The organism is Halomonas sp. SCS19 (assembly GCF_040147015.1).
GTDB classification, from domain to species: domain Bacteria; phylum Pseudomonadota; class Gammaproteobacteria; order Pseudomonadales; family Halomonadaceae; genus Halomonas; species Halomonas litopenaei.
Map to the genome: position 1 here is coordinate 245,731 of NZ_JAMSHN010000001.1, position 23,105 is coordinate 268,835.

The 23,105-nt window shown below is 64.3% G+C and carries 22 protein-coding genes; 4 read left to right on the forward strand and 18 right to left on the reverse strand.

Annotation, left to right across the window (positions count from 1 at the left end):
- Window positions 1-147: 147 nt before the first annotated feature.
- The 4 genes from NFH97_RS01060 to NFH97_RS01075 all read right to left on the reverse strand — a co-directional run bounded on the left by NFH97_RS01060 (window position 148) and on the right by NFH97_RS01075 (window position 3,466).
- A complete protein-coding gene (locus NFH97_RS01060; RefSeq protein ID WP_348827885.1) occupies window positions 148-1,563 on the reverse strand; it encodes a 4Fe-4S binding protein in 1,416 nt (471 codons plus the stop codon).
- 107 nt (window positions 1,564-1,670) lie between these two features.
- Window positions 1,671-2,513: an FTR1 family iron permease gene (locus NFH97_RS01065; protein ID WP_287164835.1), complete on the reverse strand. Its 843-nt coding sequence runs from the start codon at window positions 2,511-2,513 to the stop codon at window positions 1,671-1,673.
- Complete coding sequence (locus NFH97_RS01070; RefSeq protein ID WP_231498632.1) at window positions 2,510-2,908, reverse strand: cupredoxin domain-containing protein; 399 nt, start codon at window positions 2,906-2,908, stop codon at window positions 2,510-2,512. The genes NFH97_RS01065 and NFH97_RS01070 overlap by 4 nt, the downstream gene beginning before the upstream one ends.
- 12 nt (window positions 2,909-2,920) lie before the next feature.
- Entirely contained in the window at window positions 2,921-3,466 is a 546-nt protein-coding gene (locus NFH97_RS01075; protein WP_108447658.1) for an iron transporter, read from the reverse strand.
- A 223-nt stretch (window positions 3,467-3,689) separates the two neighbouring features.
- Between NFH97_RS01075 and NFH97_RS01080 the strand changes: the two genes are divergently transcribed.
- Window positions 3,690-4,007, forward strand: a complete 318-nt coding sequence (locus NFH97_RS01080) for a winged helix-turn-helix domain-containing protein (protein ID WP_045993245.1) — start codon at window positions 3,690-3,692, stop codon at window positions 4,005-4,007.
- 50 nt (window positions 4,008-4,057) lie between these two features.
- Here the strand turns inward: NFH97_RS01080 and NFH97_RS01085 are convergent, their stop codons facing one another.
- Window positions 4,058-4,408, reverse strand: coding sequence for a hypothetical protein (locus NFH97_RS01085; protein WP_348827883.1), 351 nt, complete (start codon window positions 4,406-4,408; stop codon window positions 4,058-4,060).
- A gap of 110 nt (window positions 4,409-4,518) precedes the next feature.
- Between NFH97_RS01085 and NFH97_RS01090 the strand changes: the two genes are divergently transcribed.
- Window positions 4,519-5,424, forward strand: coding sequence for a cation diffusion facilitator family transporter (locus tag NFH97_RS01090; RefSeq protein ID WP_349624241.1), 906 nt, complete (start codon window positions 4,519-4,521; stop codon window positions 5,422-5,424).
- Between the two features lie 11 nt (window positions 5,425-5,435).
- On the opposite strand, the gene NFH97_RS01095 is transcribed toward NFH97_RS01090, so the two are convergent.
- The 9 genes from NFH97_RS01095 to NFH97_RS01135 form a co-directional block, all read right to left on the reverse strand.
- On the reverse strand, window positions 5,436-5,975 hold the full coding sequence (locus NFH97_RS01095; protein WP_348827882.1) for a GNAT family N-acetyltransferase: 540 nt from the start codon (window positions 5,973-5,975) through the stop codon (window positions 5,436-5,438).
- Window positions 5,976-6,060: 85 nt separating this feature from the next.
- Window positions 6,061-6,846 carry a diguanylate cyclase gene (locus NFH97_RS01100; protein ID WP_045993241.1) on the reverse strand — a complete coding sequence of 262 codons (786 nt, stop codon included), beginning with the start codon at window positions 6,844-6,846 and terminating at the stop codon, window positions 6,061-6,063.
- Window positions 6,843-7,235, reverse strand: a complete 393-nt coding sequence (gene siaC, locus NFH97_RS01105) for a biofilm regulation phosphoprotein SiaC (RefSeq protein ID WP_275041601.1) — start codon at window positions 7,233-7,235, stop codon at window positions 6,843-6,845. Before siaC ends, NFH97_RS01100 begins: the two co-directional genes overlap by 4 nt.
- 15 nt (window positions 7,236-7,250) lie before the next feature.
- Entirely contained in the window at window positions 7,251-7,781 is a 531-nt protein-coding gene (gene siaB / locus NFH97_RS01110; RefSeq protein ID WP_045993240.1) for a biofilm regulation protein kinase SiaB, read from the reverse strand.
- Window positions 7,769-9,838 carry a biofilm regulation protein phosphatase SiaA gene (gene siaA, locus NFH97_RS01115; protein WP_185696416.1) on the reverse strand — a complete coding sequence of 690 codons (2,070 nt, stop codon included), beginning with the start codon at window positions 9,836-9,838 and terminating at the stop codon, window positions 7,769-7,771. Before siaA ends, siaB begins: the two co-directional genes overlap by 13 nt.
- Window positions 9,839-10,098: 260 nt before the next feature.
- Window positions 10,099-11,910, reverse strand: coding sequence for an acyl-CoA dehydrogenase C-terminal domain-containing protein (locus tag NFH97_RS01120; RefSeq protein ID WP_108447654.1), 1,812 nt, complete (start codon window positions 11,908-11,910; stop codon window positions 10,099-10,101).
- A 121-nt stretch (window positions 11,911-12,031) separates the two neighbouring features.
- On the reverse strand, window positions 12,032-12,793 hold the full coding sequence (locus NFH97_RS01125) for an SDR family NAD(P)-dependent oxidoreductase (protein ID WP_045993237.1): 762 nt from the start codon (window positions 12,791-12,793) through the stop codon (window positions 12,032-12,034).
- 106 nt (window positions 12,794-12,899) lie between these two features.
- Complete coding sequence (locus tag NFH97_RS01130; RefSeq protein WP_348827878.1) at window positions 12,900-14,552, reverse strand: AMP-binding protein; 1,653 nt, start codon at window positions 14,550-14,552, stop codon at window positions 12,900-12,902.
- Between the two features lie 373 nt (window positions 14,553-14,925).
- The gene (locus tag NFH97_RS01135; RefSeq protein WP_045993235.1) at window positions 14,926-15,492 is read right to left on the reverse strand and encodes a TetR/AcrR family transcriptional regulator; all 567 of its coding nucleotides are present in this window, start codon (window positions 15,490-15,492) and stop codon (window positions 14,926-14,928) included.
- 231 nt (window positions 15,493-15,723) lie between these two features.
- On the opposite strand from NFH97_RS01135, the gene NFH97_RS01140 reads away from it, so the two are divergent.
- Together NFH97_RS01140 and NFH97_RS01145 are read left to right on the forward strand one after the other, a co-directional pair.
- A complete protein-coding gene (locus tag NFH97_RS01140) occupies window positions 15,724-16,908 on the forward strand; it encodes an acetyl-CoA C-acyltransferase (protein WP_348827877.1) in 1,185 nt (394 codons plus the stop codon).
- A 194-nt stretch (window positions 16,909-17,102) separates the two neighbouring features.
- On the forward strand, window positions 17,103-18,293 hold the full coding sequence (locus tag NFH97_RS01145) for an MFS transporter (RefSeq protein WP_287164824.1): 1,191 nt from the start codon (window positions 17,103-17,105) through the stop codon (window positions 18,291-18,293).
- 182 nt (window positions 18,294-18,475) lie between these two features.
- Here NFH97_RS01145 and pstB read toward each other — a convergent pair whose 3' ends face one another.
- The 4 genes from pstB to NFH97_RS01165 form a co-directional block, all read right to left on the reverse strand.
- Window positions 18,476-19,285, reverse strand: a complete 810-nt coding sequence (gene pstB / locus NFH97_RS01150; protein WP_045993272.1) for a phosphate ABC transporter ATP-binding protein PstB — start codon at window positions 19,283-19,285, stop codon at window positions 18,476-18,478.
- A 63-nt stretch (window positions 19,286-19,348) separates the two neighbouring features.
- Complete coding sequence (gene pstA, locus NFH97_RS01155) at window positions 19,349-20,515, reverse strand: phosphate ABC transporter permease PstA (RefSeq protein ID WP_045993232.1); 1,167 nt, start codon at window positions 20,513-20,515, stop codon at window positions 19,349-19,351.
- An 18-nt stretch (window positions 20,516-20,533) separates the two neighbouring features.
- Window positions 20,534-21,790: a phosphate ABC transporter permease subunit PstC gene (pstC, locus tag NFH97_RS01160; protein WP_213228718.1), complete on the reverse strand. Its 1,257-nt coding sequence runs from the start codon at window positions 21,788-21,790 to the stop codon at window positions 20,534-20,536.
- 106 nt (window positions 21,791-21,896) lie between these two features.
- Window positions 21,897-22,910 (reverse strand): substrate-binding domain-containing protein, encoded by a 1,014-nt coding sequence (locus tag NFH97_RS01165; protein WP_108132630.1) that lies wholly within the window; start codon window positions 22,908-22,910, stop codon window positions 21,897-21,899.
- Window positions 22,911-23,105: the final 195 nt, after the last annotated feature.

A 23,105-nucleotide genomic window follows, 5' to 3' on the forward strand; every position in this document is an offset into this window, starting at 1 on the left:
GGCTCTCTACCAGCCCGCCGGCCTATATCACCTAGGATGAGGAAATGCGCCAGATCATTGCGGCCCCGCTTTACCAGAGACAGGCCCCTTTCACCGCAAACGCATAATTAGTGCGGTGGCTGGCTCTCTACCAGGCGATACCACGCTCTACCAGCCCCAGAACAGCAGCCACCAGGCGCCGATCACCGGCGCCTGGGCGGCGAGCATGGGCAGCATGGCCAGAAGTCGACGCGGGCCACTGGCGTAGCGTCCGAGGATGCCCCATCCAAGCCCCGCGCTTGCCAGTACGCCAAGCCCCAGCAACAGCGCCCTGGCGTCATTGGCCCAGTGGATCAGCAGGCCATCGCCTCGCAGCAGGGTCAGGGTGGTCATCGACAGGCCCAGGAAGACGCCGACCGCGGCCAGGGGTATCAGGGCGTAGGACAGGTGCCACAGGCGCTGCCAGCGCCAGCGGCCAAGCAGACGGTTGGTCAGCGACAGCGACAGCGAGACAAGCCCCCCCAGCACCAGGGTAGTCACGCCGATATAGCCCAGCAGCAGGGCTCCATCGAGCAGGGTGAAGACGTCGTTGTGTTCGGGATAGTGGGTCAGCAGCCACCAGGGTGCGCTGGTTTCCAGCGGCCATCCCCAACCGTGCTGATAGAGCCAGACGGCCGCCTGCTGCTTGGCGGCCACGAACCAGGGGCTCGCCGACCAGTGGAATGCCCCCACCGCGATGCCCAGCAGGCCGAATACCACCAGCACGAACTCCCACAGGGTCGCGGGTCGCTGAGGCGGTGGCGACACCACCTCGATGCCGGGCGCCCTGAGCTCGAGATGGATAGCATCCTTGTAGCCTGAGCAACGCGAGCACAGATGGCAGTCACTGGCGCTGTCCAGCTGCTTCAGCGGGATCAGCACCGGGCAGTCCGGAGCCCGGCTTCTTGACACCTCACGCCGGCGCTGGCGCCGTCCGTGTTCGGTCCATACCTCGGGGTCGGCGCGGTAGTGCAACGGCGCCAGCTTGGCCAACAGCGCAAAGACGCCGCTGACCGGACACAGATGGCGACACCAGACGCGCTTGCCCTTGCCGTAGACCAGACCGATCACGGCCGCCGCCAGGGTCGAGCCCCCCAGCACCAGCAGTGCGGCCTTGGGATACTGGTAGACGCTGACCAGCTGCCCATAGATCGTGGTCATGGCGAAGCCCACGAACGGCCAGCCACCCCAACGCATCCAGCGCGGTATCGCCCGACCCAGGCCGACACGGCTGGCGGCTTCCGTGATGGCACCCTCCGGACACATCATCCCGCACCATAGCCGCCCCGCCACCACCATGCTGACCATGACAAAGGGCCACCAGATACCCCAGAACACGAACTCGGCGAACACCGTGAGGTGATCGAGGATGCGTGCCTCATGGTTCGGCAGGGGCAACAAGGGCGGCACCAGCAGCAGCACGGCGTAGAACGCCACCACGGCCCACTGCAGTGTCAGAATCCAGCGCCGATGATGCTTCAGCCAGGCTCCCAGACGTGCCCAGCGTCGGGTCTTGCGGGCGCCTGGATGCCGATTCTCAGCCACGGTTGGCCGAGTCTCCTTGCCAGGCCCGCAGCGACGATCGCTGGCTTCTGGCATCACTGCTGGCGTCACTGTTGCCGTCCCTGTTGCCGTCACTGCCGCCGCCTCGTTCACGACACCGCTCCCTCGACGACGTTGTGCGACGGGCGCTGCCCGCCCACCCACCAGTAGACGAGGCCCCAATAGCACAGGTAGCCGAGCACCAGCGTCGAGGAAGGCCAGGCACGGTAACCGGCGATACTGGCCAATAGTCCGCCGACTCCCTGGCCATCATCCAGCCAGGCACTGGTGTCCCACAGCGGATCGATCCCGACCGGCAACCAGCCCAGATTCATCAGCCGCTCGAGCGCCGCTACCCACAGGCCCGCCGCCACCAGCAGCAGCAGGATCTCGCTGGCCCGGAAGAACCCGCGCCAGGCCAGTCGTCGCGAGGACCACTGCAGCATCACGAAGCAGGCAGCCGCCGTGACAAAGCCGAGACCTGCGGCCAGGGCGAAGGAGGTCAGTTGTCCGCCTCGCCACTGGGCCAGACCCAGACCGTACAGAAACACCAGGGTCTCGGCGCCTTCCCGAGCCACCGCCAGGGCAACCAGGGTAGCAATGCCCCACAGCCGTGAGCGCGACAGACACAGCATGGCGTCACACTCCATGGAGCGTTTGAAGGAGGCGCCGCGACGGCGCATCCACGCCACCATCTGCACGATCAACGCGGCGGCCAGCGCCGACATGGCGGTCTGAAACAGGGTCTGGGCGTCACCGGTCAACCAGCGCCCTACTCCCATCAGCACAGCACCCAGCACCACCGCCAGGGCGATACCCGCCGCGACACCGCCCCACAGCCAATTCAAGGCATCGCGACGCCCCTCTCGGGCGAGCCAGGCGTAGACAAGGCCGACCACCAGGATGGCCTCCAGGCTCTCGCGCAGGACCACGATAAAGGCCGCTTCGTTCATGGGTGAGCCTCCTCGGAGGCTTCCCGAGCGATGATCACGCCCTGGGCATCGGGCAGGTGAAACTCGTCGAAGTAGTCGTAGCGCCCCGGCTTCAGCGGGTGGACCACGACGAAGGAGTGAACGCCGGGGCCCATCACCTTTTCCTGGCGAAGCCGGCGACTCTCGAATTCCACCGGCGTACTTCCGGCATTATGCAGTTCGATCTTGAACCGCTGCCCGGCGACGACCTCGAGTTCGACGGGATCAAGCCTGCCGTCAACAAGGGTCAACCGGTAGGTAGGCAGCGCTCCGGCCTCTGCCTGACCAGAGGTGGCGCACAGTGTCATCAGCGACAGCGCGACCAACGGCGCCGTGATCAGCGCGCCCGAGAGACGGGAACGACGTAGCAGCAACATGACCGCCTCCTCTCAGTAGCCGCCCTTCTTGCCCACGCCGGCGTAGACAAAGTCATACTCGACGTCGAAGGGCGCATACCAGGGTGCCACGCCGGTTTCCTTGTCGATATGACGCATCAGGTGCGGCGCTTCGATGTGGAAGCTCAGGTGATAGCGCCCCATGCCTTCGAGCGCCACATTGACACCATAGTGGGTGCCGTCGCTGGCGATCATCGGCATCAGGCTACCTTCGATCACACTGTCGCTGCCTTCCTTCTGCAACCGATAGTCAATGTGCAGAAAAGGAATCCAGGCGCCGGGAGGAAAACCGTTGTCGTTGTCCTCGAGGGCGTGAATATCCGCCTCGAGATGAATATCGGCCTCGGCAGCGGCCAGCTCACCGGCAGGCTCCATGACCACCGGCTGCAGGTAGACCGCGGCGACTTCCATGCCGTTGACCAGTTCGGGCTCGCCGATCGGATACTCCAGCGCCGAGGCACTGCTGGAAAAGACACCAAGACAGAGGGTGGTGGCCAGGGCGGCCAGGGCGGAGCGGTCAAAGATCGGCGATGCAGACATGCGAGAACCTCGGGATAGAAAATGGCGAGAACCGTTCGCGCTTCAAGAATCATTTCCATGACGAAGTTCATGAAGCACCGCCCGGTGTCGCCACACTCTAGCCTGTGCCGGCAGGCACGCCTGTGACGTGCATCAAAGTCTCGAACCTCTGTTGCACTGGCCGCGCTTTTACGTGACGCTGAACCATCGGTACCAAAGGCCCCTGACGAGATAGCGAAAGCCCATGACCAGCCTCAGCAAGACCCGCACCAGCTTCTATCGACGCCTCTACCTGGCCCATCTGGTGGCCACCGGCATCGATAGCGTGCCGGCCATCACCGCCGCCACCGGCATGCCGAGACGTACCGCTCAGGACACCCTCGCCGCCCTCGAGGAATTGGATATCCGCTGCCGCTTCGAGCATCAGCCAGGCAAGCCTCACAATATCGGTCACTATCGCATCGATGACTGGGGGCCGATCGACCCCGACTGGCTGTCGCTTCACGCCGAGCGCCTGGGGCAGTTGCTGGGCTACCCCTCCCTCGCCAACGCGCACCCTTGATCCCTTCACCGCGCAGGCAGCGAGCGCCCATGGGCGGATATCACGACGACTCAGTCAACGGGGCGTGCATGCCCGAAGCTCTCTCGAAGTGCATCACTGGCACTGAGCGTCGATACCTCCAGCCCCAGCCTCTCCACCCATTCAAGCGTCGTCTCGACCCAGCCCTCCCGTGAGACCATGAGCCGGTCACCACAGCGGCGGCAACTCTCCACCAGCAAGCGATGCTCTCCGCGCCGTTCATCCGTGAGCTCGAGCCAGTCCGCCCCTTGCGTCAACTGCAGCGCTGTCTCCGGCCACCAGGCCAGCCTCAGGCGAGGATCGACGGCCTCGGGTTCACCGGCGACCAGCAGCGCAATGGCGCCGCAGCCACACTCTGCCCTGGCGTAGAGATTGTTGCTCATGGTGTTCTCCCTGTTGATCCACGCCCTGTGATAGCCGACGCGAACGCCCCGGCTGGTGCCAAACGACGCCAGCCCCTATAGTCGAGCTTTCCTCGACACTGCATCGGATCATGGATTCACGACTCGAACAACGGGCCCTGTCGCTCTCGATCATCACCACCCTGGGCGTCGCCCTGCTCGGGGTCAGTTTCGGCCTGCTGGCCGGCTCCCAGTCGATCCTCTTCGATGGCGTCTTTTCCACCATTGACGCCGCCATGTCGGGGCTTGCGCTGGCGGTATCGCGGCTGCTCGTGCGCGAGGCGACCTCACGCTTCCAGCATGGCTTCTGGCACTTCGAGCCGATGGTGGCGGCGCTCAACGGTGGCATTCTGCTGCTCTTGTGCTTCTACGCCTTTCTCAACGCGCTGCGGGAATTGCTGGGCGGCGGCCACGCCCTCGCCTTCGGCGCGGCCACCCTCTACGCCGCCGTGGTGCTGGTGATCTGCAGCACCATGGCGGTGTATCTCAAGAAGATCAATCGCAGGGCCAACTCCGAGTTTCTGCGAATCGATCAGAAGAACTGGCTGATGGCGGCGCTGATCACCGGCGCGCTGCTGGTGGCCTTCGTGATCGCCCTTATGCTGGAAGGTACCGCGCTCGACCACTGGACACCCTACGTCGATTCGGCGCTGCTGGTGGTGCTGACCCTGGTGTTCATGCCGGTGCCCATCAACATCATTCGGCGAGCCGCCAAGGACATCCTGCTGATGGCACCCAGCGCCATCGATCGTGAGGTGCACGCGGCGATGAAGGAGATCATGCAAAGAGAGGGTCTCAGCCACTACTACAGTCATGTGGCCAAGAGTGGCCGGGGCCACTTTATCGAGATTCATATCGTCACCGCGCCGAACTTCGCCGCCGGGCGCGGCATGGTAGAGATGGACGAGATCCGCGAGGAGATATCCTCACGACTGAGCATTCCCCCCGAGCGCCGCTGGTTTACCGTCGCTTTTACCGCCGAGGAACGCTGGGCCTGAAGGCGAGGCCGTCAGCCCGGCGCGGGGTCACCGGCAAGACGCGAATAGACCACATGGGACAGCGCCCGTCCGCCGACCCATTCGCACTCGCGCAGCACGCCTTCCTGCTGAAAGCCGAGTCGCTCGGGGATAGCGCGACTACGGCTATTGCCTTCGGCACAACGAATCTCGAGTCGATGAAGCTCGAGTTCGTCGAAACCCCATTCCACCAGGCTTGCCACGGACTGCGTCATCCGGCCCCCACCCTGGAAGTCGCTGCGCAGCCAATAGCCCAGCGACGCCCAGCGGTGACGCTCGACGATGCGGTTGAAGCCGACGACGCCGATCAGCTCGTCGTCCTCGAGCAAGACAAAGTGTCGAGCGCTGCCCAGACGCCGCTCAGCCATGGCAGCGGTGACGAAGACCTCGCAATCTCCCGGCTCGCGGGTGGCATCGACCCACGGCAGCCAGGGCCTCAACGACTCCCGGCTCGCATCGATGGCGTGCCACAGAGCGTCACAGTGTTCCTTGCCGATCGACGCAAGCCACAGCCGCTCGGACACCCTCAGCATGCTGCCGGCACCTCCTGCCTGCCAGGTCCGGACCCGCGCAACCTCCAACGCCGACACACCATCTGATACTGAGTCAGAACGCCCGTCACTCGGCGGCCTCCCAGCGATCTCGCCCATTGCGCTTGGCCTGATACAACGCCTGGTCGGCGCGATTCATGGTCTGCTCGTAGGTCTCGTCATGACGGTGCTCCGCCGCGCCGATGCTGACGGTCAGCGTCAGGGAGTCGTCGCTCACCACCTGGGTGGTACGCAGCTTGGCCTGGAGCCGCTCGAACAGGGGTTCAGCCGCCCACAGCGAAGCGCCGGGCAAGGCGATCAGAAACTCTTCGCCCCCCCAGCGACCGACGATATCGCCACCACGCAGGGTGTCGTCGAGGACCTTGGCCACTACCAGCAGCGCCTGATCGCCGACATCATGCCCATGCTCGTCGTTGAAGCGCTTGAAGTGGTCGATGTCCACCATCGCCAGGGTAAAAGGGCGTTGCTGTCGGCTGGAGGCGGCCATCAGTCGACGCAGCTCGGTGTGCAGGCCACGACGATTGGGGATCTTGGTCAATGGATCGAGCATGACCTCGCTTTCCAGCGTCTGCTTGCGCTCGAACAGCAGCTCCTGATAACCATCGGCGATGCGTGACAGCTTGTGCTGGCGACGCTGCTGTCGCTCCAGCCGGCGTTCGGCGGTGGACAGGTCGCTCTTGACGTTGCGCTGAAAGCCATCGGAAATGGCAGCCATGCGCTCTAGCCGCTCAAGCTGCTCGGTATGCCGCCGGTAGAGCGCTTCGAGCGGTGCCTTCAGTGGATTGTCCTGATGCTCGGACGAGGCCAGCAGCGCCTCGATGTCCCGCAGCAGCTGACGATCCCTTTCGGTCATGAACTGGGATCCTCGACGGGGGTGATCGCAAACGGAAAACTGCAGTCTTCCTTGAACTCCTCGGCCAGCTCGGCGATGCGTTCGTTTCTGACATCGTAGCGCCAATCCACGCTGCAGGCCTTGCCTTCCAGGTGAGCCTCCTCCATCAGGTCGAAGATGTCCATCATCGCCTTGACCGAGCTGGTGTTGAGGTAGACCAGTTCCAGGCACACTTCGAGGGGGCTCTCGCCGTCTCGCAGGTAGTGATCTACCCAGTTCAGCACGCCACTGTAGAGCTCGAAGGTGTTTTCGGGATAGGAATCGCCACGCATGGTCAGCGTTCCGGCGTCCCAGTCAGAACGAATGTCAGGGGTCGACTGGGTCCCGTCAATCGCAATGTCGTTGATCATTTTCTCGACTTTCCGTCAGATAGTGGCGGTGATGCAGAAAAAGCTCTGTTGATCGGAGAGCGGCGTCAGGTTCGACTGAAGCGGCTGGCAGGACTTGCGCGCCATGTCGATCAACCCCAGCCCTGCTCCCCGGGAGCCGTCTTCACGCGGCTTTCTGAGTTGCTGCTTGTAGCATCGCTTGAGCTCGACCGCGTCCATCTCACCGAGTTCCTCGACGGTCGCCATCAGACGCTGGCCATCGGCATGCTCGACCACGTTGCCCGCCGACACCAGATAGTGCCCCTGCTCGCCCCGCGCCACCGCAACGGTGGCGGTGGCCCGCTGTTCGTCATAGCCCATGGCGGTGGCGTAATGGCTGATGTTCTGGGTCATTTCGATGTAGGTCGAGAACACGTCCATCGCCGCCGATGGTGCCGCAGATTCGTTGTTGAGGTAGTTGCGAATGGCCTTGCCGATCTCTTCGATCAGGCTATGGGAAATCGGGCCATTGAAGCTTAGCAGCACGCGCTGTTTGTCGAATTGGTCGCGCAGCGTCAAGAGGTCCATGGAATTCCCTCATCGTGACCGTGGTGAATGTTGGACGTCGCGGACGCGGTGCCGTCCTGCTCGTCCTCGACCGCCGGCTGGAAGCACAGCAGAGTGATATCGTCACGCTGGTGCGCCTCGCCCTGGAATCGCGCCAGCGCATCCAGGAAGGCCGCGACCTGTGCCCTGGGATCGAGCCCGGCGTGCTCCAGCAGCATGGCCTCGAAACGCCGCCTGCCGAAGCCGAACCCGTGCTCGCCGCCTGCCTGATCCAGGAAGCCGTCACTGCACAGCGTACAGGACCAGCCAGGTACCAGTGCCAACGTTTGATTGGTGAACTCCCCACGACGCTTGAACGCCAGGGCGCGTCGGCCACCGGCCAGTACCTCCAGGCGCTGGCCATCGGTGGCATAGAGATCCAGCTTGGCGCCGGAGAAGGTCAATTGCTGCTGGTCGGCGCCGACCCACACCAGCCCCGCATCCATGTGCGGCGTCACGCCGTGAGCCTCGCTGTCGGCCTCGAGCGTGCGGCGAATGCGCCGGTCCATCTCCTCGAGGATACCCGCCGGATTCTCGGGCCCCACCTGGTTGACCGAGTTGTCGAAGGCCGCACGGGCGAGCATGGTCATCAGGGCGCCGGGCACGCCGTGTCCCGCGCAGTCGATGACCCCCAGCAGATAGCCGCGGTCATGACCGAAATCCCGGAACACGAAGATGTCGCCGCCGACCGTATCCTTGGGACTCCACAGCACGCCGTGCCTTAGCCCGGCGCAGCGTTGCATGTCGCGGCTGGGCAGGATCGCCTGCTGCAATACCCGAGCGCAGTCGAGGGAATCATCGATCTGACGCTTGGCCTCGCTCATCTGCCGATTGGCCAGGGTGAGATCCATGGTGCGCTGACGGATGCGTTCCTCGAGCTCCTCGGTATGGGCCTGAACCTGATCGGCCATGCGCTGGAAATCCCGTGACAGATCGCCGATCTCATCACCGCGGTCACTGTCGAGCCTGGTGTCATAACGGCCCTGGGCCAGCGCCTGGGCGGATTGACTGAGGCGACGCATCGGGTTGACGATCAGCCGCCGCAGGGCGATCACCACCACCAGCAGCACCACCCCGAGGCTGGCCACCAGGGCGAACATCAGCGGCCACAACCAACGCTTTTCCAGCAAGGTGGCGGCGTAGGGATCGACCGCCGACACCAACCACCAGTCGAGCTCCGGCATGTAGCTGACCGCCACCACTCGCTCCTCACCGGACCACTCGAGGGTGCGGGTCACCACATCTCCGCCGCTCTCTCGGGCCGATGCCAGCATCTCGGCGAGGGCCTCGGGATCCTCGACCGCCGCATCAAGCACGCCGCCGCCTTCATCGACCTGGCTCAAGTCGGTCGCCTGGAGCTCTCCGTCCTCTGCCATCGCCAGCACCCGACCCTCGCGGCCGAGCAGGAAGGAAGCCACACCCAACGGTTGATCGTCGAAGCTGCTGGCCAGTAGGCGGTTGAAATTGAGGCCGCCACCGACCATGCCAAGGGGCCCGTTCTCGCCGTCGACGCGAACATTGATCCACACCCGGGTGATGTCCAGCGCCGGACTATAGGCGACCTGAACCCGGGTAGGCGCCCCACTGTCCATCATGCGGAAGTACCAGCTGTCTTCGCTGTCACTGCGTGACAGCTGGTTGCGGGGGGCACGGCTCGGACTCATCTTGCCGTCGTTGAAGTAGAACTGGCGGCTGTCGTGATGCACCACAAAGTAGTCGTCACCGTCGAACTGCTGGCGAAATCCCTCGGACTCGGCGAAGAAACGGGCCTTGAGTTCCTCGTTGTCGATATCCGAGAGCCAGTCGCGGGTGACCGTCAGATCGCCGAAGCGCCTGGCCAGGGCCAGCTCGGTGGAAAGCGGCGTCAGCATGCGCTGGGTATGCAGTTGGCTGTACTGCTCGGCGAAGCGTTGTCCGAAGTGGCGCTCGACGTCCTGAAGCGCGTGGCTGCCGATCCACAGCACCGGCACCAGTGCGACCAGAAAGGACAACAACGGGATAAGTAACGACTTGACCCCCAATCCCAGGTGGCGGCTCATGATGCCTCCTTGGCGAGAATCGACAGATGGAGAGAGTCTTGCATCACCTTCACTATAAGAATATGCGTATCGGCGCATCATGCCATGAAACCCGTATGGCGGCTAATGAAGTGTCTCAGTCTTCTGCTCCGACAGACGCATCCCCCGGGCTCGCTTCGCCTCGATAAAAAAAGGGCGGCGAGCCAGGCTCGCCGCCCATCAACGATCAGTCACCCGATCGAGAGAGCTCAGCAAAACATCGTGTCGACAGGCAGTCCCGTCTACACCTCGAAACCAAGGCCGAAACTTTCCGCGTCCATCGCCATCAGGCCCTCGGCCCCTGCCTGCATCTGGGCGGCGTGGGTACGGGTGCGCGGCAACAGCCGTTCGAAGTAGAAGCGCGCGGTGTGGATCTTGGCCTGGTAGAAGCTGGCGTCGCTGGGCGAGTCCGCCAGCGCTTCCCGGGCGCACTTGACCGACCGGGCGAACAGATAGGCCAGGGTCACGTAGCCCGAGTACATCAGGTAGTCCACCGAGGCTGCCCCCACTTCTTCACGATCGCTCATGGCCTTCATGCCGATGCCCATGGTCAGCTCGCCCCATTGACTGTTGAGCTTGGCCAGCGGGCCAACAAAGGGCGCCATGGCCTCGTCGTCGGCATTGGCCTGACAGAACTTGTGGATCTCCTTTGTGAAGACCTTCAGGCTCTCGCCCTGGTTCATCAGCACCTTGCGTCCCAGCAGGTCCAGCGCCTGGATCCCGGTGGTGCCTTCGTACAGCCGTGTGATGCGTGCATCACGCACCATCTGCTCCATGCCCCATTCCTGGATAAAGCCGTGGCCGCCGAACACCTGTACCCCTTCATTGGTGGCCTCGAAACCAAGCTCGGTCAGGAACGCCTTGACGACCGGGGTCAACAGGCCCAGCAGGGTCTCGGCCCGCTCGCGCTCCTCGCCGGCCGAACACTGCTCGACCACGTCCACCAACTGGGCGGTATACAGCACCAGCATCCGGCCGCCTTCGGCGATAGCCTTCTGGGTCAGCAGCATGCGCCGCACGTCCGGATGGACGATGATCGGATCCGCGGCTTTTTCGGGTGCCTTGGGGCCCGACAGCGCGCGCATCTGCAGTCGATCCCGGGCGTAGGCCAGGGCGTTCTGGAAGCTCGCCTCGGCGAGCCCCAGGCCCTGGATACCGACCCCGATACGCGCGGCGTTCATCATGGTGAACATGCACGCCAGACCCTTGTTCGGCGCACCGATCAGGTAGCCGGTGGCGCCGTCGAAGTTCATCACGCAGGTAGCGTTACCGTGGATGCCCATCTTGTGTTCGAGAGAGCCGCACACCACGCCGTTGCGCTCCCCCGCTTCGCCCTGGCCATCTGGCAGAAATTTCGGGACCAGAAACAGCGAGATGCCCTTGGATCCCTCGGGTGCATCCGGCAGCTTGGCGAGCACCAGGTGAAGGATGTTGTCGGCCAGATCATGCTCACCGGCGGAGATGAATATCTTGGTCCCGCTGATGCGGTAGCTGCCGTCATCCTGGGGCAGCGCGCGGGTCTTGATCAGCCCGAGGTCGGTACCGCAGTGGGGCTCCGTCAGGCACATGGTGCCGGTCCAGCTCCCCTCCACCAGCTTGGTCAGGTAGACACGCTGCTGCTCTTCGGTGCCGTGGTGTCGCAGCGCGTCTGCCGCCCCGTGGGACAGACCCGGATACATGCCCCAGGCCAGGTTCGAGCCACAGATCATCTCCGACAGCAGCATCGACAGTGACGGCGGCAGGCCCTGGCCACCGTGCTCGGGCTCTGCGGCAAGGCTTGGCCAGCCACCCTCCACGTACTGTCGATAGGCTTCGCGAAAACCGCTCGGCGCCTTGACCTCGCCACCTTCGAGACGACAGCCCTCGCGATCACCGCTCTGGTTGAGAGGCAGCAGCACCTCGCGGGCGAAGCGCGCGCCCTCCTCGAGGATCGCCGCCACCACGTCGGGCGAGACATCATCCCCCGCAGGAAGACGAGCATAATGGCTCGGGTAGTCGAACAGTTCGTCCATCACGAAGCGCATGTCGCGCAGCGGGGCCTGATAGTCGGGCATGGGGCACTCCTGGATTCGGTGGCTGCGCCTGCGATGGACCTCGCCAGGACGCACTTTCAAACATGTGTTTGAAAGTAGCGACGACCGCCCTCTAAGTCAAGCGTTCGTTTCAGGGCAGGATTCACTGCATGCGAATACCGCCATCCAGGCGAATGACTTCGCCATTGAGCATGCTGTTGGTGATGATCTGCTCCGCCAGGCGGGCAAATTCATCGGGCTTGCCCAGCCGCTTGGGGAAAGGCACCGCCTGGGACAGCGCGGCGACGGCATCCTCGGGGATGTCCGCCATCATCGGCGTCTCGAACACGCCTGGCGCGATCGCCATCACCCGGATGCCGTGACGCGACAGTTCCCTGGCGGCCGGCAGGCTCATGCCTACCACCCCCGCCTTGGAGGCGCTGTAGGCGCACTGCCCCACCTGGCCATCGAAGGCGGCGACCGAAGCGGTATTGATGATGACCCCACGCTCACCGTCGTCTCCCGGCGGGTTCTGGCTCATGGCCGCCGCCGCCAGGCGCATGACGTTGAAGGTCCCGACCAGGTTGATCTGCACGGTGCGTGCATAGGCGTCGAGGTCGGCTGGGTTGCCGTGGCGATCCACCAGCTTGGCCACACTGACCACACCGGCGCAGTGGATCACTCCGGCAAGGCCGTCACCGTGGGCCTGGGCCGCGTCGATCACCGCCTGGATGTCATCCGCCGAGGTGACATCGCCCTGCACCGCGATGGCAGCGTCGCCCAGACGTCTGGCCTGGTCCTGCACGCCCTCGCTCAAGTCGCACAGCACGACTCGACCACCGGCGGCCACCAGGCGTTCGGCACAGGCGGAGCCAAGGCCGGAGCCGGCACCGGTGATGACAAAGGTCGCGTTCTCGATACGCATGCGAATTCTCCTGATCAATCATGCAACAAGCCCCGAGCACTCGCTCGGGGCGTAAGGTAAAAACGTCTATCTGGATGCCTGGCCCGACACCATACCGACGGCTCGTTCAGGCCTTTTCGGCGGCATCGGCTCGCAGCTTGAAGCGCTGAATCTTGCCGCTCGGGGTCTTCGGCAACTCATCGACAAACTCGATCACCCGAGGGAAGGCGTGGGTCGACAGGCGCTCTCGCACCTGCTGACGAATTTCGTCGGCCAGGCCATCGCTGGCCTCGAAGCCGTCACGCAACACCACATAAGACTTGATGATCTCGCCGCGGATCTCGTCCGGCTGCCCCACAGCCGCAGATTCCGCCACCGCGGGGTGGGTCAGTACCGAGTTTTCGACGTCGGTGGGGCCGACCCGATAGCCGGCGGTGGTGATGATGTCGTCGTCGCGCCCGGCGAACTGGAAGCTGCCGTCTTCGTTGCGCACCACCACGTCTCCGGTCAGGTAGTAACCCTCGGCGAAGGGATGCTTCTCCTGCCAGGTATAGCCGGGGAAGAAGTGCGCCGGCGAGCGCTCGATATCCACCGCCAGCACGCCGGGCTCACCGGGGGGCAACTCCTGGTACTCGGCATCGAGGATCACCAGGCGGTAGCCGGGCATGGGTACGCCCATGCCGCCGATGTGCTTCGGGTGCTCGAGCCGATGGTGGTTGTTGCAGGTCATGCCGGTCTCGGTCTGGCCGTAGTGATCCATCACCGGACAGCCCAGCGCCGACTCCACCCAGCTCACCACTTCTGTATTGAGCGGCTCGCCCGCTGAACTTGCCGCGCGCAGCGACAGCGTCTCATGGGCATTGTCGAACAGACCCGAGGCCTTCATCAGTCGATAGGCGGTGGGCGCCGCAGCAAAGTTGGTGATGTCATGGCGCTGCATGAAGGCAAGCGCTCCCTCGGCGCTGAACCCCGCCTCGCAGAAGTGGGTGGTGACGCCCAGCAGCAGCGGCCCGGCGATGGCGTAGTAGAGGCCATAGGCCCAGCCTGGATCGGCCATGTTCCAGAAGCGATCTTCGGAGCGCAGGTCCACGGCCAGCTCCATATACAGCGCAAAGGCCGGCATGGCCGACAGCGGCACCGCCACCCCCTTGGGCTTGCCGACGGTGCCGGAGGTAAACATCTGCAGAAAGGGGGCGTCTGGCGACAGCCGCGGCGGCGAGTCCTGAAGCGCTTCGCTGGCCAGCGCCTCATCCCAGGACAGGTCCTGCGGGTGCGTCTCGCTGGCCCCACCCAGCGCCAGCACCGGGGGACAGCTTTCCAGGCCGTCGAACTTGTGACGATTGGCCGCGTCGGTGATGACCAGGCGGGTGTCGGCGCGTCCCAGACGATAGTCCACCGCATCCGGCCCGAAGGCGGTAAACAGCGGCTGGTACACCGCACCCAGACGCCAGGTCGCCACCACGGCGACCAGCAGTTGCGGCGAACGCGGCAGCATGCAGGCGATACGGTCACCGACACCCAGCCCCCGAGCCGCCATCCAGCCCGCCAGACGCGCGCTTTGCTGGTCGAGCTCACGATAGGTCAACCGGCTCACCTGACCGGCGGTGTCCTCATGCACCAGCGCCAGGACGTCGCCCCTGCCCTGCCCTAGATGTCGACCACAGCAGGCATGATAGGCGTTGAGATATCCATCCTGGTGGTCGTCCAGACGATCGATCACCTGCTGGATGTCGAAGGTCTCGCGATAGCTCTCGGCATCGACGGGCGTGACGTGGCTCATGACGGGCCTCTTGCGTTGTGATTGTTGATGAAGCTCTCCAGGGTGACCCCGGCAGCAATATTCCGTTGACGTAAGCGTCAACCTAGCAAGCGCTAGGGTTGAAGCTAGAGGCTTCAACGTCATGACACAAGCAAGAGTGCGCTAGACCATCGTCTAGGAATACCTCGAAGTACCGCACCGACCGAGCACGACGGACGTGCCCGCGCCCTCGGCGAAAGGATGAACCTCATCGAGGCAACGACAACGCGGGAATGGGAAGAGGAGAACAGCAGAAAAAGAGAAAGAGAAAAGACGAGCAGAACCGACTACCAGGCACACGGCGCGCCCCAGCTGTCCATCACAGGGGGCGGCCCGCTACTCTGCCCTTGGCAGATCAAGGACGGCGGGTGATCATCACGACCAGTTCGTGGGCCAGCTGTTCGGGGTCACGCGGCCCGTCCGGGTCGTACCAGCGCACCGTCCAGTTCAGGGCGCCCAGCACAAAGCGCGAAACCAGGGCGCGATCGCCGGTGACCAGATCCGCTGCGATGGCGTCATCCAGCACCTCGTTCCACAGCGCCTCGTAGGCGTCACGCAGGTGGGTCAGGTGGTCCCGAGCGCCATCGTCGAGGCGCCGCCACTCATACAGCGCTACCACGTGGGCGTTGCGGTCGGTCAACAGCGTATCCAGATGGGCCCGCGCCATGGCATGCAGCCTGGACAAGGGGTCGGGCGCACTGTCCTTGAGCGCGGCTCGAGCCAACGTCAAGGCGTTCTGGGTGCCCTCTTCGATGACCGCAGCAAGAATCTCCTGCTTGTCACGAAAGTGGTGAAAGAGGCTTCCTGACTTGATCCCCATTTCCTGTGCCAGCATGCGCACGGTGGTGCGATCGAAGCCTTCCTGGACAAACAGCTGAGCGGCGAGCCGGGTCAGCTCCTTGCGACGGGGCGAGTCATTCATTACATTCATCGACAGTTACACTAGCGCTTGCTTGGTTTCGTTGAGAAAAGCATAGCCCACCCTCGGGGTCAACGTCGTTTGCTGACCTTGTCGTACGCGATTCGCGTCGCGAGCGAAACCCCGGGGACTGAACCACACTGACATCACAGCGCCGTGTCCACGGCCCACACAAACACAACACCTTGCCGCTCGATCGCAGAATCGACATGCAACGGTTTCAGGAGTCACGCCATGAGTCAGTCCGATATCGTCTTTCTTGCCGCTGCCCGCACCCCCATGGGCGGCATGCTGGGCTCCCTGTCCAGTCAGACCGCCCCCGAGCTGGCCGCCTGCGCCATTCGCGCCGCCATCGAGCGTGCCAAGATTCCGGCAGACGCCATCGAAGAAGGGATCTTCGGCTGCGTGCTGCCGGCCGGGGTCAAGCAAGGGCCGGCCCGTCAGGCCATGCGCCAGGCCGGCATTCCCGACCACCGCGGCGCCACCACCATCAACAAGCTCTGTGGCTCGGGCATGAAGGCCACCATGCTGGCCCACGACCTGATCAGGGCCGGCACCGCCGAGGTCATGCTGGCCGGCGGCATGGAGTCCATGTCCAACGCCCCCCATGTGTTGACCAAGGCCCGTGGCGGCTACCGCCTGGGCCATGGCGAACTCAAGGACCATATGTTCCTCGATGGCCTGGAGGACGCCGAGACCGGCAAGCTGATGGGTGGCTTCGCCCAGGAAGTCGCCAGCGAGCGCGGCTACGAACGCGAGCGCATGGACGACTTCGCCATCGCTTCGCTGGAGCGGGCGATGCAGGCCACCGAGGCCGGCCACCTGGCCGCCGAGATGGCCCCCGTCACGGTCTCCAGCCGTCAGGGCGACACCCTTGTCGAGCATGACGAGCAACCCTTCCAGGCTCGTCTGGACAAGATTCGCACCCTGAGGCCGGCCTTTGCCAAGGACGGGACCATCACGGCGGCCAATGCCAGCTCCATCTCCGATGGCGCCTCTGCCCTGATCCTGTCCACCCAGGCAGCGGCGGATCGCCTCGGCGCCACCCCGCTGGCCCGCATGCTCGGCCACAGCACCCACTCGCGCCACCCCAGCGAGTTCACCATTGCCCCGGTGGGCGCCATCGAGTCACTGATGAAGAAGCTCGACTGGTCGGTGGATGATGTGGATCTGTTCGAGATCAACGAGGCCTTCGCCGTGGTCACCCTGATGGCCATGGACGATCTGGGACTGCCCCACGACAAGGTCAACGTCTTCGGCGGCGCCTGCGCCCAGGGTCACCCGGTCGGCTCCACTGGCTCACGGATCATCGCCACCCTGATCCACGCCCTGCGCACCAAGGGCGGAAAACGAGGGATCGCCAGTCTGTGCATCGGCGGCGGTGAAGCCACCGCCGTGGCGGTGGAACTGATCGACTGAGGCCGGCCATTGATCGAATGAGGCCGAGAGCTGATCGACTGACGTCGAGACCTGGTTAGCCAACGTCGTAGTCTGAAAGGCAGGCGCGACGCTTGCCTTCCACGCCGATAAGCGGTCAGCATGGCCGGGGGCGCTCACAGGCGCTCCCGGCCATTTTTTTGACCTCAGGTCTGGATCCACAACAGGACTCACGCATGGAGCGCTCTCGCCTGGCCCTGCCGCTGATCGTGCTGGCACAGTGGTGCGGTACATCGCTGTGGTTCAGCATCAACGGCGTTGCCGCCTCGCTGGGAAGCGACCTCGGCATTCGCGAGGCCGAAATCGGTCACCTGACCCTGGCAGTGCAACTCGGCTTTATCGTCGGCACCCTGACGATCGCCGCCAGCGGTCTCGCCGATCGCTACCGCGCCAGTCGCATCTTTCTGAGCGCTAGCCTGGCAGGCGCTCTGGTCAACCTCGCCTTTATCACCGTTGCCGAGCAGCACGCCCTCGCCCTGCTGCTGCGCTTCGCCACCGGGCTCTGCCTGGCCGGCATTTACCCGCTGGGCATGAAGCTGGTGATCGGCTGGACCCCGCGTCACACCGGGGCCGCCCTGGCCTGGCTGGTGGGCATGCTGACACTCGGCACGGCCATGCCCCATCTGCTGCGCGGCGCCACCCTGGACCTCCCCTGGGCCTGGACCCTGATCCTGTCCTCGGCCCTGGCGGTGGCCGGTGGCATCGCCGTGGCGCTATTGGGCGACGGCCCGCACCTGCCAGCAAACGCGTCTCGCGCCAGACTGAAGGATGGCCTTGCCGCCTTTCGTGATCGCCACTTTCTCAGCGTCGCCGGCGGCTACTTCGGCCACTGCTGGGAACTCTACGCCTTCTGGCTGCTGGTGCCCTTCCTGGTCGGCCGTGAGGTCACGCGCCTTCAGGCGCCAGCCGACTGGGCGCCCTGGCTGAGCTTTTCGGTCATCGCCGTGGGGGCACTGGGCTGCATCCTGGCCGGCGCCCTCAGCCGACGCCACGGCAGCGCCAGTGCGGCCAACCTGGCGCTCGCCACCTCCGGCGCCCTGTGCCTGATCTACCCCTGGCTTGGTCAGGCCAGCCCCCTGCTGCTGCTGGGCCTGCTGTACCTCTGGGGCTTCAGCGTCATCGCCGACTCGGCCCAGTTCTCGTCACTGGCCTCGGCCACCGCCCCCAGGGCACACATCGGCGCGACCCTGGCAGTGATGAACGCCATCGGCTTCACCCTTACCCTGCCCGGTATCTGGCTCGGTGCCAGCCTGTGGCAGGAGCACGAACTGAGCGTGCTGTGGCTACTGTTGCCCGGACCGGTGCTGGGACTGTGGTCGATGCGTGGTGTCGCCGCCTACGTCCGCCGCCAGCCCGCCAGTTCCTGATGCCAGCCCCCTGACACCAGACCCCTGCACCAGACCCTGACATCAGATGCAGACACCAATCCTGCCACCAGAGCGGGCCACCACGGCTACTGGCCCCGGTTCACAGGTAGTAAAAAGGGAGGCCCGAAGGCCTCCCTTTGCTACCGCGGTGAACGCTACCACGCTGACCGACGCTTTTCGGCCTAGCCGTAACGACCGGTGATGTAGTCCTCGGCCTTCTTGGTATGCGGGGTCGAGAACATGGTCTTGGTGTCGTTGTACTCGATGACCTCTCCCAGGTGGAAGAACGCCGTGTAGTCGGCGACACGAGCCGCCTGCTGCATATTGTGCGTCACCGTGATGATGGTGTACTGCTGCTTGAGCTTGTCCATCAGGTCTTCGATGGTGGCGGTGGAGATCGGGTCCAGCGCCGAGGTCGGCTCATCCATCAGGATCACGTCCGGCTGGACCGCGATGGCACGGGCGATGCATAGACGCTGCTGCTGGCCACCGGACAGCGAGGTGCCGGGCTGGTGCAGCTTGTCCTTGACCTCTTCCCACAGGCCGGCGTCACGCAGGGCGCGCTCGACCAGCTCGTCCTGGTCGGCCTTGCGGCTGACCAGGTCATGCATCTTCGGGGCATAGACGATGTTGTCGTAGATCGACTTGGGGAAGGGGTTCGGCTTCTGGAACACCATGCCGACCCGACGCCGCAGCGCGACCTCGTCCATCTTGGGCTCGTAGACGTCGCGGCCGTCCATCTCGATCAGGCCCTTGACGCGTACGCTCGGGATCAGATCGTTCATGCGATTCAGGCAACGCAGGAAGGTCGACTTGCCGCAACCGGACGGGCCGATCAGGGCGGTCACGTTCTTCTGGTACAGATCCATGTCGATCGACTTCAGCGCGTGGAAGTCTCCGTACCACAGATTCAGGTCGTTCACTCGAATGCTCAACTCGTGGTTGGCATCCTCGTTGCGAGTGACCGGCTGGCCGGGCTGGTCCTGCTTCATCACGCTATCTCCGCGCTGGGCAACTTTCATGTTCATGGCAACGTATCCTGTTTGGGGGCCGGTTTACCAGCGCCGCTCGAATTTCTTGCGCAGCACCACCGCGGTGGCGTTGAGCGTGATAAGGATCGACAGCAGCACCAGAATGCCGCCCGACGTCTTCTCGATGAAGGCCCGGTCAGGCTCGCCCGCCCAGGTGAATATCTGTGCCGGCAGCACGGTGGCCGCCTCGGTAAAGGAGTTGGTCACATCGGGGATGAAGGCCACCATGCCGACGATGATCAACGGAGCGGTCTCGCCCATGGCCTGAGCCAGGCCGATGATCGAACCGGTCATGATACCCGGCAGCGCCACCGGCAGGACGTGATCGCGCACCATCTGCCAGCGTGAGCAGCCGACGCCGAAGGCGGCATGACGGATGGAGTCCGGCACGCTGCGAAGCGCGGTCCGGGTGGCGATGATGATCACCGGCAGGGTCATCAGCGCCAGGGTCAGGCCACCGACCACCGGGGAAGAGCGCGGCACGCCGAAGAAGTTGATGAAGATCGCCAGGCCCAGCAGACCGAACAGGATCGAGGGAATCGCCGCCAGGTTGTTGATGTTGATCTCGATCAACTGGGTAAAGCGGTTGTCCGGCGCGAACTCCTCCAGGTAGACCGCCGTCATCACGCCGATGGGAAAGGCCACCGCCAGGGTCACCAGCAGGGTCAGCACGGTGCCCATGGCCGCCGAAGCAATACCGGCGAGCTCGGGCATCTTGGAGTCACCGCTGGAGAAGAAGGTCGAGTTGAAACGCAACTCGGCCCGCCCATCCTCTTTCAGCCGATCGACCACCGCCATTTCCTTGTTGCTGAGCTTGGCGTGGTGGCCCTTGAGGTACTGGTCCACCTGGCCGTCGGCCAGCACCCACTCCATGCGGGTGGTGCCGAGCAGGTCCGGGTTGTCTTCCATGCGGCCGGGGATCAGGCGCAGATAGCCGCGACTGACCAGCGGGCGGACGTCTTCCTGAACCGCCGCCAGGGGAATCTGGCTGGCCTGCTCGGAGTAGTCCACCTCGACCTGGATCTGGGCCTGCTGGAAGGCCGGCAGCCCCTTGACCAGCATGTCGGCAAAGAACAGCACCAGGAACAGGCCGGCAAGGCCGAGCGCTCCCATGGACGCCCACTTCAGTCGGGCCGACCTGCGGTGGCGAGCGCGGAGCTGGGCGCTGATGTCATCGAAGGATTGTCTCATTGGCTTTGGCTCCACGGCTTACAGGTTGTTGACGCGATACTTTTCGCGGAAGCGACGGATCATGATCACCGACACCAGATTCAGGCTCAGGGTCACCACGAACAGCATCAGTCCGAGTGCGAACGCCGACAGCGTCTCGGCACTGGCGAATTCCTGGTCACCGGTCAGCGCGGCGACGATGCGCACGGTCACGGTGGTCATGTCTTCCAGCGGATTGAAGGTCAGGTTGGGGCGCATGCCTGCCGCCATCACAACGATCATGGTCTCGCCCAGCGCCCGGGATACCGCCAGCAGCGAGGCCGAGATGATGCCCGGCAGGGCTGCCGGCACCACGATGTCGCGAATCATCTCGCCCTTGGTCAGGCCCAGCGCCAGCGAGCCTTCGCGCATGCTGTTGGGCACCGAGTTGATGACGTCATCGGACAGCGAGGAGATGAACGGAATGATCATGATGCCCATGACGATGCCCGGGGCCAGGGCGTTGTTGAACGAGGCCTCGAGACCGAAGAACCCGGCCACGGCAACGATGATCGGCGCCACCGTGATGGCGGCGAAGAAGCCGTAGACCACGGTCGGAATGCCGGCCAGCACCTCGAGTACCGGCTTGGCGATGGTGCGCACCTTGGGCGGCGCGAACTCGGCCATGTAGATGGCCGCCAGCAGACCGATCGGAATCGCCACCAGCATGGCGATGAAGGTGATCATGAAGGTACCGGCGAACAGCGGCACCGAACCGAACTTGGCGGCACTGGCCCCTTCCTCGGCGCGACCGGCGGCCTCGAGGAAGCTGGCACCAGGGTTCCAGGTGGTGCCGGTGATAAAGTCCCAGAAGCTCTGCATCTGGAAGAAACGGATCGCCTCGAAGACGATGGACAGCAGGATCCCCAGGGTGGTGAAGATGGAGATCAGAGCCGCGCCGGCAAGAATGAAGCGGATGACCCGCTCGATCGCCTGACGCGCGTGGAAGTCGGGGCGCACCATCGCCACGCCCAGCACCAGGCCGATGCAGGCGATGACCAGGCAACTGGCCAGCAGCAGCAGCGGCGGAATCTCGGCACCCACGAGCAGCATGATGAAGCCACCCACGGCACCGACCACCAGTGCCGGACCCGCCGTTGACATGACGGTGAACCAGCCGTACTGATCGGGTTGGGCGTACATGGAGGTGCCGGAGGCTCGGACTCTGGCGGCCTTGCCGCGGGCCAGGAAGAAGGCGATCAGACCGAGCAGAAGCAGCGAGCCGCTGAACATCGCCAGGAGTTGATTGGTCTGCATGGGTGTCTCTCGGGGTTCTGTGCTCAAGCAAGCATGGGCTTGCCGGAACGTGTACCGGCCGACACCCGTTGCAGGATGCCGGCCGGCGTGATCAGGACCGTGTCCCTTACTTCAGGTCGGCCAGCTCGAGGGTCTCGTGGTTCTCGACGGCACTACGAGCCTCGGCGCGCTCGTCTTCCGGCGCCGGGATCAGGCCGATGCCCTTGAGGTAGCCGAGGTCACCGACCATCTGCTCGCTCATAAACATGTTGGCGTACTCGTACATGGCCGGCACGTCTTCGGCGTGCTGGTTCTTCACGTAGAAGAACATGGAGCGAGACACCGGGTACTCACCGCTGCCGATGGCGTCCGGAGTCGGCTCGACGCCGTCGATGCTGGAGCCGATCAGGGTGTCGGAGTTCTCTTCCAGGAAGGAGTAGCCGAAGATGCCGAAGGCATCGGTGTTCTCGGCCAGGCGCTGAACGATCAGGTTGTCGTTCTCGCCGGCGTCGATGAAGGCACCGTCGGCGCGCACGTCGGTGTAACCTTCACCGCCGTAGGCCTCCATGTCCTCGGAAACGGCTTCCATCACGAGCTCAGCGAAGGCATCACGGGTACCGGAGGTGGTGGGCGGCCCATAGACGGCGATCTCGCGATCCGGCAGCGAGGAATCGATGTCGCTCCACTTGGTGTAGGGGTTGTCGACCAGCTCACCATCGACCGGCACCTTGGCGGCCAGCGCCAGGAAGATCTGCTCGCGGGTGACGTCCATCGCCTCGTTGTCGCCGGACTGGGCGAAGGCGATGCCGTCATAGCCGATGAAGGCTTCGGTGATGTCGGTCACACCGTTGGCTTCACAAGTCTCGAACTCGGAAGTCTTCATGCGACGCGAGGCGTTGGTGATGTCCGGGGTATCGTCACCCAGACCGGAGCAGAACAGCTTCATGCCGCCACCGGAACCGGTGGACTCGATGACCGGCGTCGGGAAGTCGGTGGTGGCACCGAACTCTTCGGCCACGTAGCTCGAGAACGGGTAGACGGTGCTGGAACCAACGATACGGACTTGATCGCGGGCTTGAGCGACACCCACCACGCCCATGACGGCGGCGGCGATAGCGGTGGTCTTGAGGATGCGGTTCATGGAGAAAGCTCCTGATGATGAGATGGTCAACCTTCGCGAAACACACAATGCCGCAGAAAAATGACAGCTTCATGACAGCACACTCCGGTTGACGCCTTCCCGATACCTCTTACGCTTCCCCCCTTCCCCTCCTCCTGCCCGGCCATGTCATGACGGCGTCACGGCCCTGTCACCGCGACCCCGGTCATTGCCACG

What these genes read in the sequence shown, in the direction of transcription:
- NFH97_RS01065 (WP_287164835.1), bottom strand. Translation starts at nt 2,513, where the DNA reads ATGAACGAAGCGGCCTTTATCGTGGTCCTGCGCGAGAGCCTGGAGGCC.
- NFH97_RS01070 (WP_231498632.1), bottom strand. Translation starts at nt 2,908, where the DNA reads ATGTTGCTGCTACGTCGTTCCCGTCTCTCGGGCGCGCTGATCACGGCG.
- NFH97_RS01075 (WP_108447658.1), bottom strand. Translation starts at nt 3,466, where the DNA reads ATGTCTGCATCGCCGATCTTTGACCGCTCCGCCCTGGCCGCCCTGGCC.
- NFH97_RS01080 (WP_045993245.1), top strand. Translation starts at nt 3,690, where the DNA reads ATGACCAGCCTCAGCAAGACCCGCACCAGCTTCTATCGACGCCTCTAC.
- NFH97_RS01085 (WP_348827883.1), bottom strand. Translation starts at nt 4,408, where the DNA reads ATGAGCAACAATCTCTACGCCAGGGCAGAGTGTGGCTGCGGCGCCATT.
- NFH97_RS01090 (WP_349624241.1), top strand. Translation starts at nt 4,519, where the DNA reads ATGGATTCACGACTCGAACAACGGGCCCTGTCGCTCTCGATCATCACC.
- NFH97_RS01095 (WP_348827882.1), bottom strand. Translation starts at nt 5,975, where the DNA reads ATGCTGAGGGTGTCCGAGCGGCTGTGGCTTGCGTCGATCGGCAAGGAA.
- NFH97_RS01100 (WP_045993241.1), bottom strand. Translation starts at nt 6,846, where the DNA reads ATGACCGAAAGGGATCGTCAGCTGCTGCGGGACATCGAGGCGCTGCTG.
- siaC (WP_275041601.1), bottom strand. Translation starts at nt 7,235, where the DNA reads ATGATCAACGACATTGCGATTGACGGGACCCAGTCGACCCCTGACATT.
- siaB (WP_045993240.1), bottom strand. Translation starts at nt 7,781, where the DNA reads ATGGACCTCTTGACGCTGCGCGACCAATTCGACAAACAGCGCGTGCTG.
- siaA (WP_185696416.1), bottom strand. Translation starts at nt 9,838, where the DNA reads ATGAGCCGCCACCTGGGATTGGGGGTCAAGTCGTTACTTATCCCGTTG.
- NFH97_RS01120 (WP_108447654.1), bottom strand. Translation starts at nt 11,910, where the DNA reads ATGCCCGACTATCAGGCCCCGCTGCGCGACATGCGCTTCGTGATGGAC.
- NFH97_RS01125 (WP_045993237.1), bottom strand. Translation starts at nt 12,793, where the DNA reads ATGCGTATCGAGAACGCGACCTTTGTCATCACCGGTGCCGGCTCCGGC.
- NFH97_RS01130 (WP_348827878.1), bottom strand. Translation starts at nt 14,552, where the DNA reads ATGAGCCACGTCACGCCCGTCGATGCCGAGAGCTATCGCGAGACCTTC.
- NFH97_RS01135 (WP_045993235.1), bottom strand. Translation starts at nt 15,492, where the DNA reads ATGAATGACTCGCCCCGTCGCAAGGAGCTGACCCGGCTCGCCGCTCAG.
- NFH97_RS01140 (WP_348827877.1), top strand. Translation starts at nt 15,724, where the DNA reads ATGAGTCAGTCCGATATCGTCTTTCTTGCCGCTGCCCGCACCCCCATG.
- NFH97_RS01145 (WP_287164824.1), top strand. Translation starts at nt 17,103, where the DNA reads ATGGAGCGCTCTCGCCTGGCCCTGCCGCTGATCGTGCTGGCACAGTGG.
- pstB (WP_045993272.1), bottom strand. Translation starts at nt 19,285, where the DNA reads ATGAAGCAGGACCAGCCCGGCCAGCCGGTCACTCGCAACGAGGATGCC.
- pstA (WP_045993232.1), bottom strand. Translation starts at nt 20,515, where the DNA reads ATGAGACAATCCTTCGATGACATCAGCGCCCAGCTCCGCGCTCGCCAC.
- pstC (WP_213228718.1), bottom strand. Translation starts at nt 21,790, where the DNA reads ATGCAGACCAATCAACTCCTGGCGATGTTCAGCGGCTCGCTGCTTCTG.
- NFH97_RS01165 (WP_108132630.1), bottom strand. Translation starts at nt 22,910, where the DNA reads ATGAACCGCATCCTCAAGACCACCGCTATCGCCGCCGCCGTCATGGGC.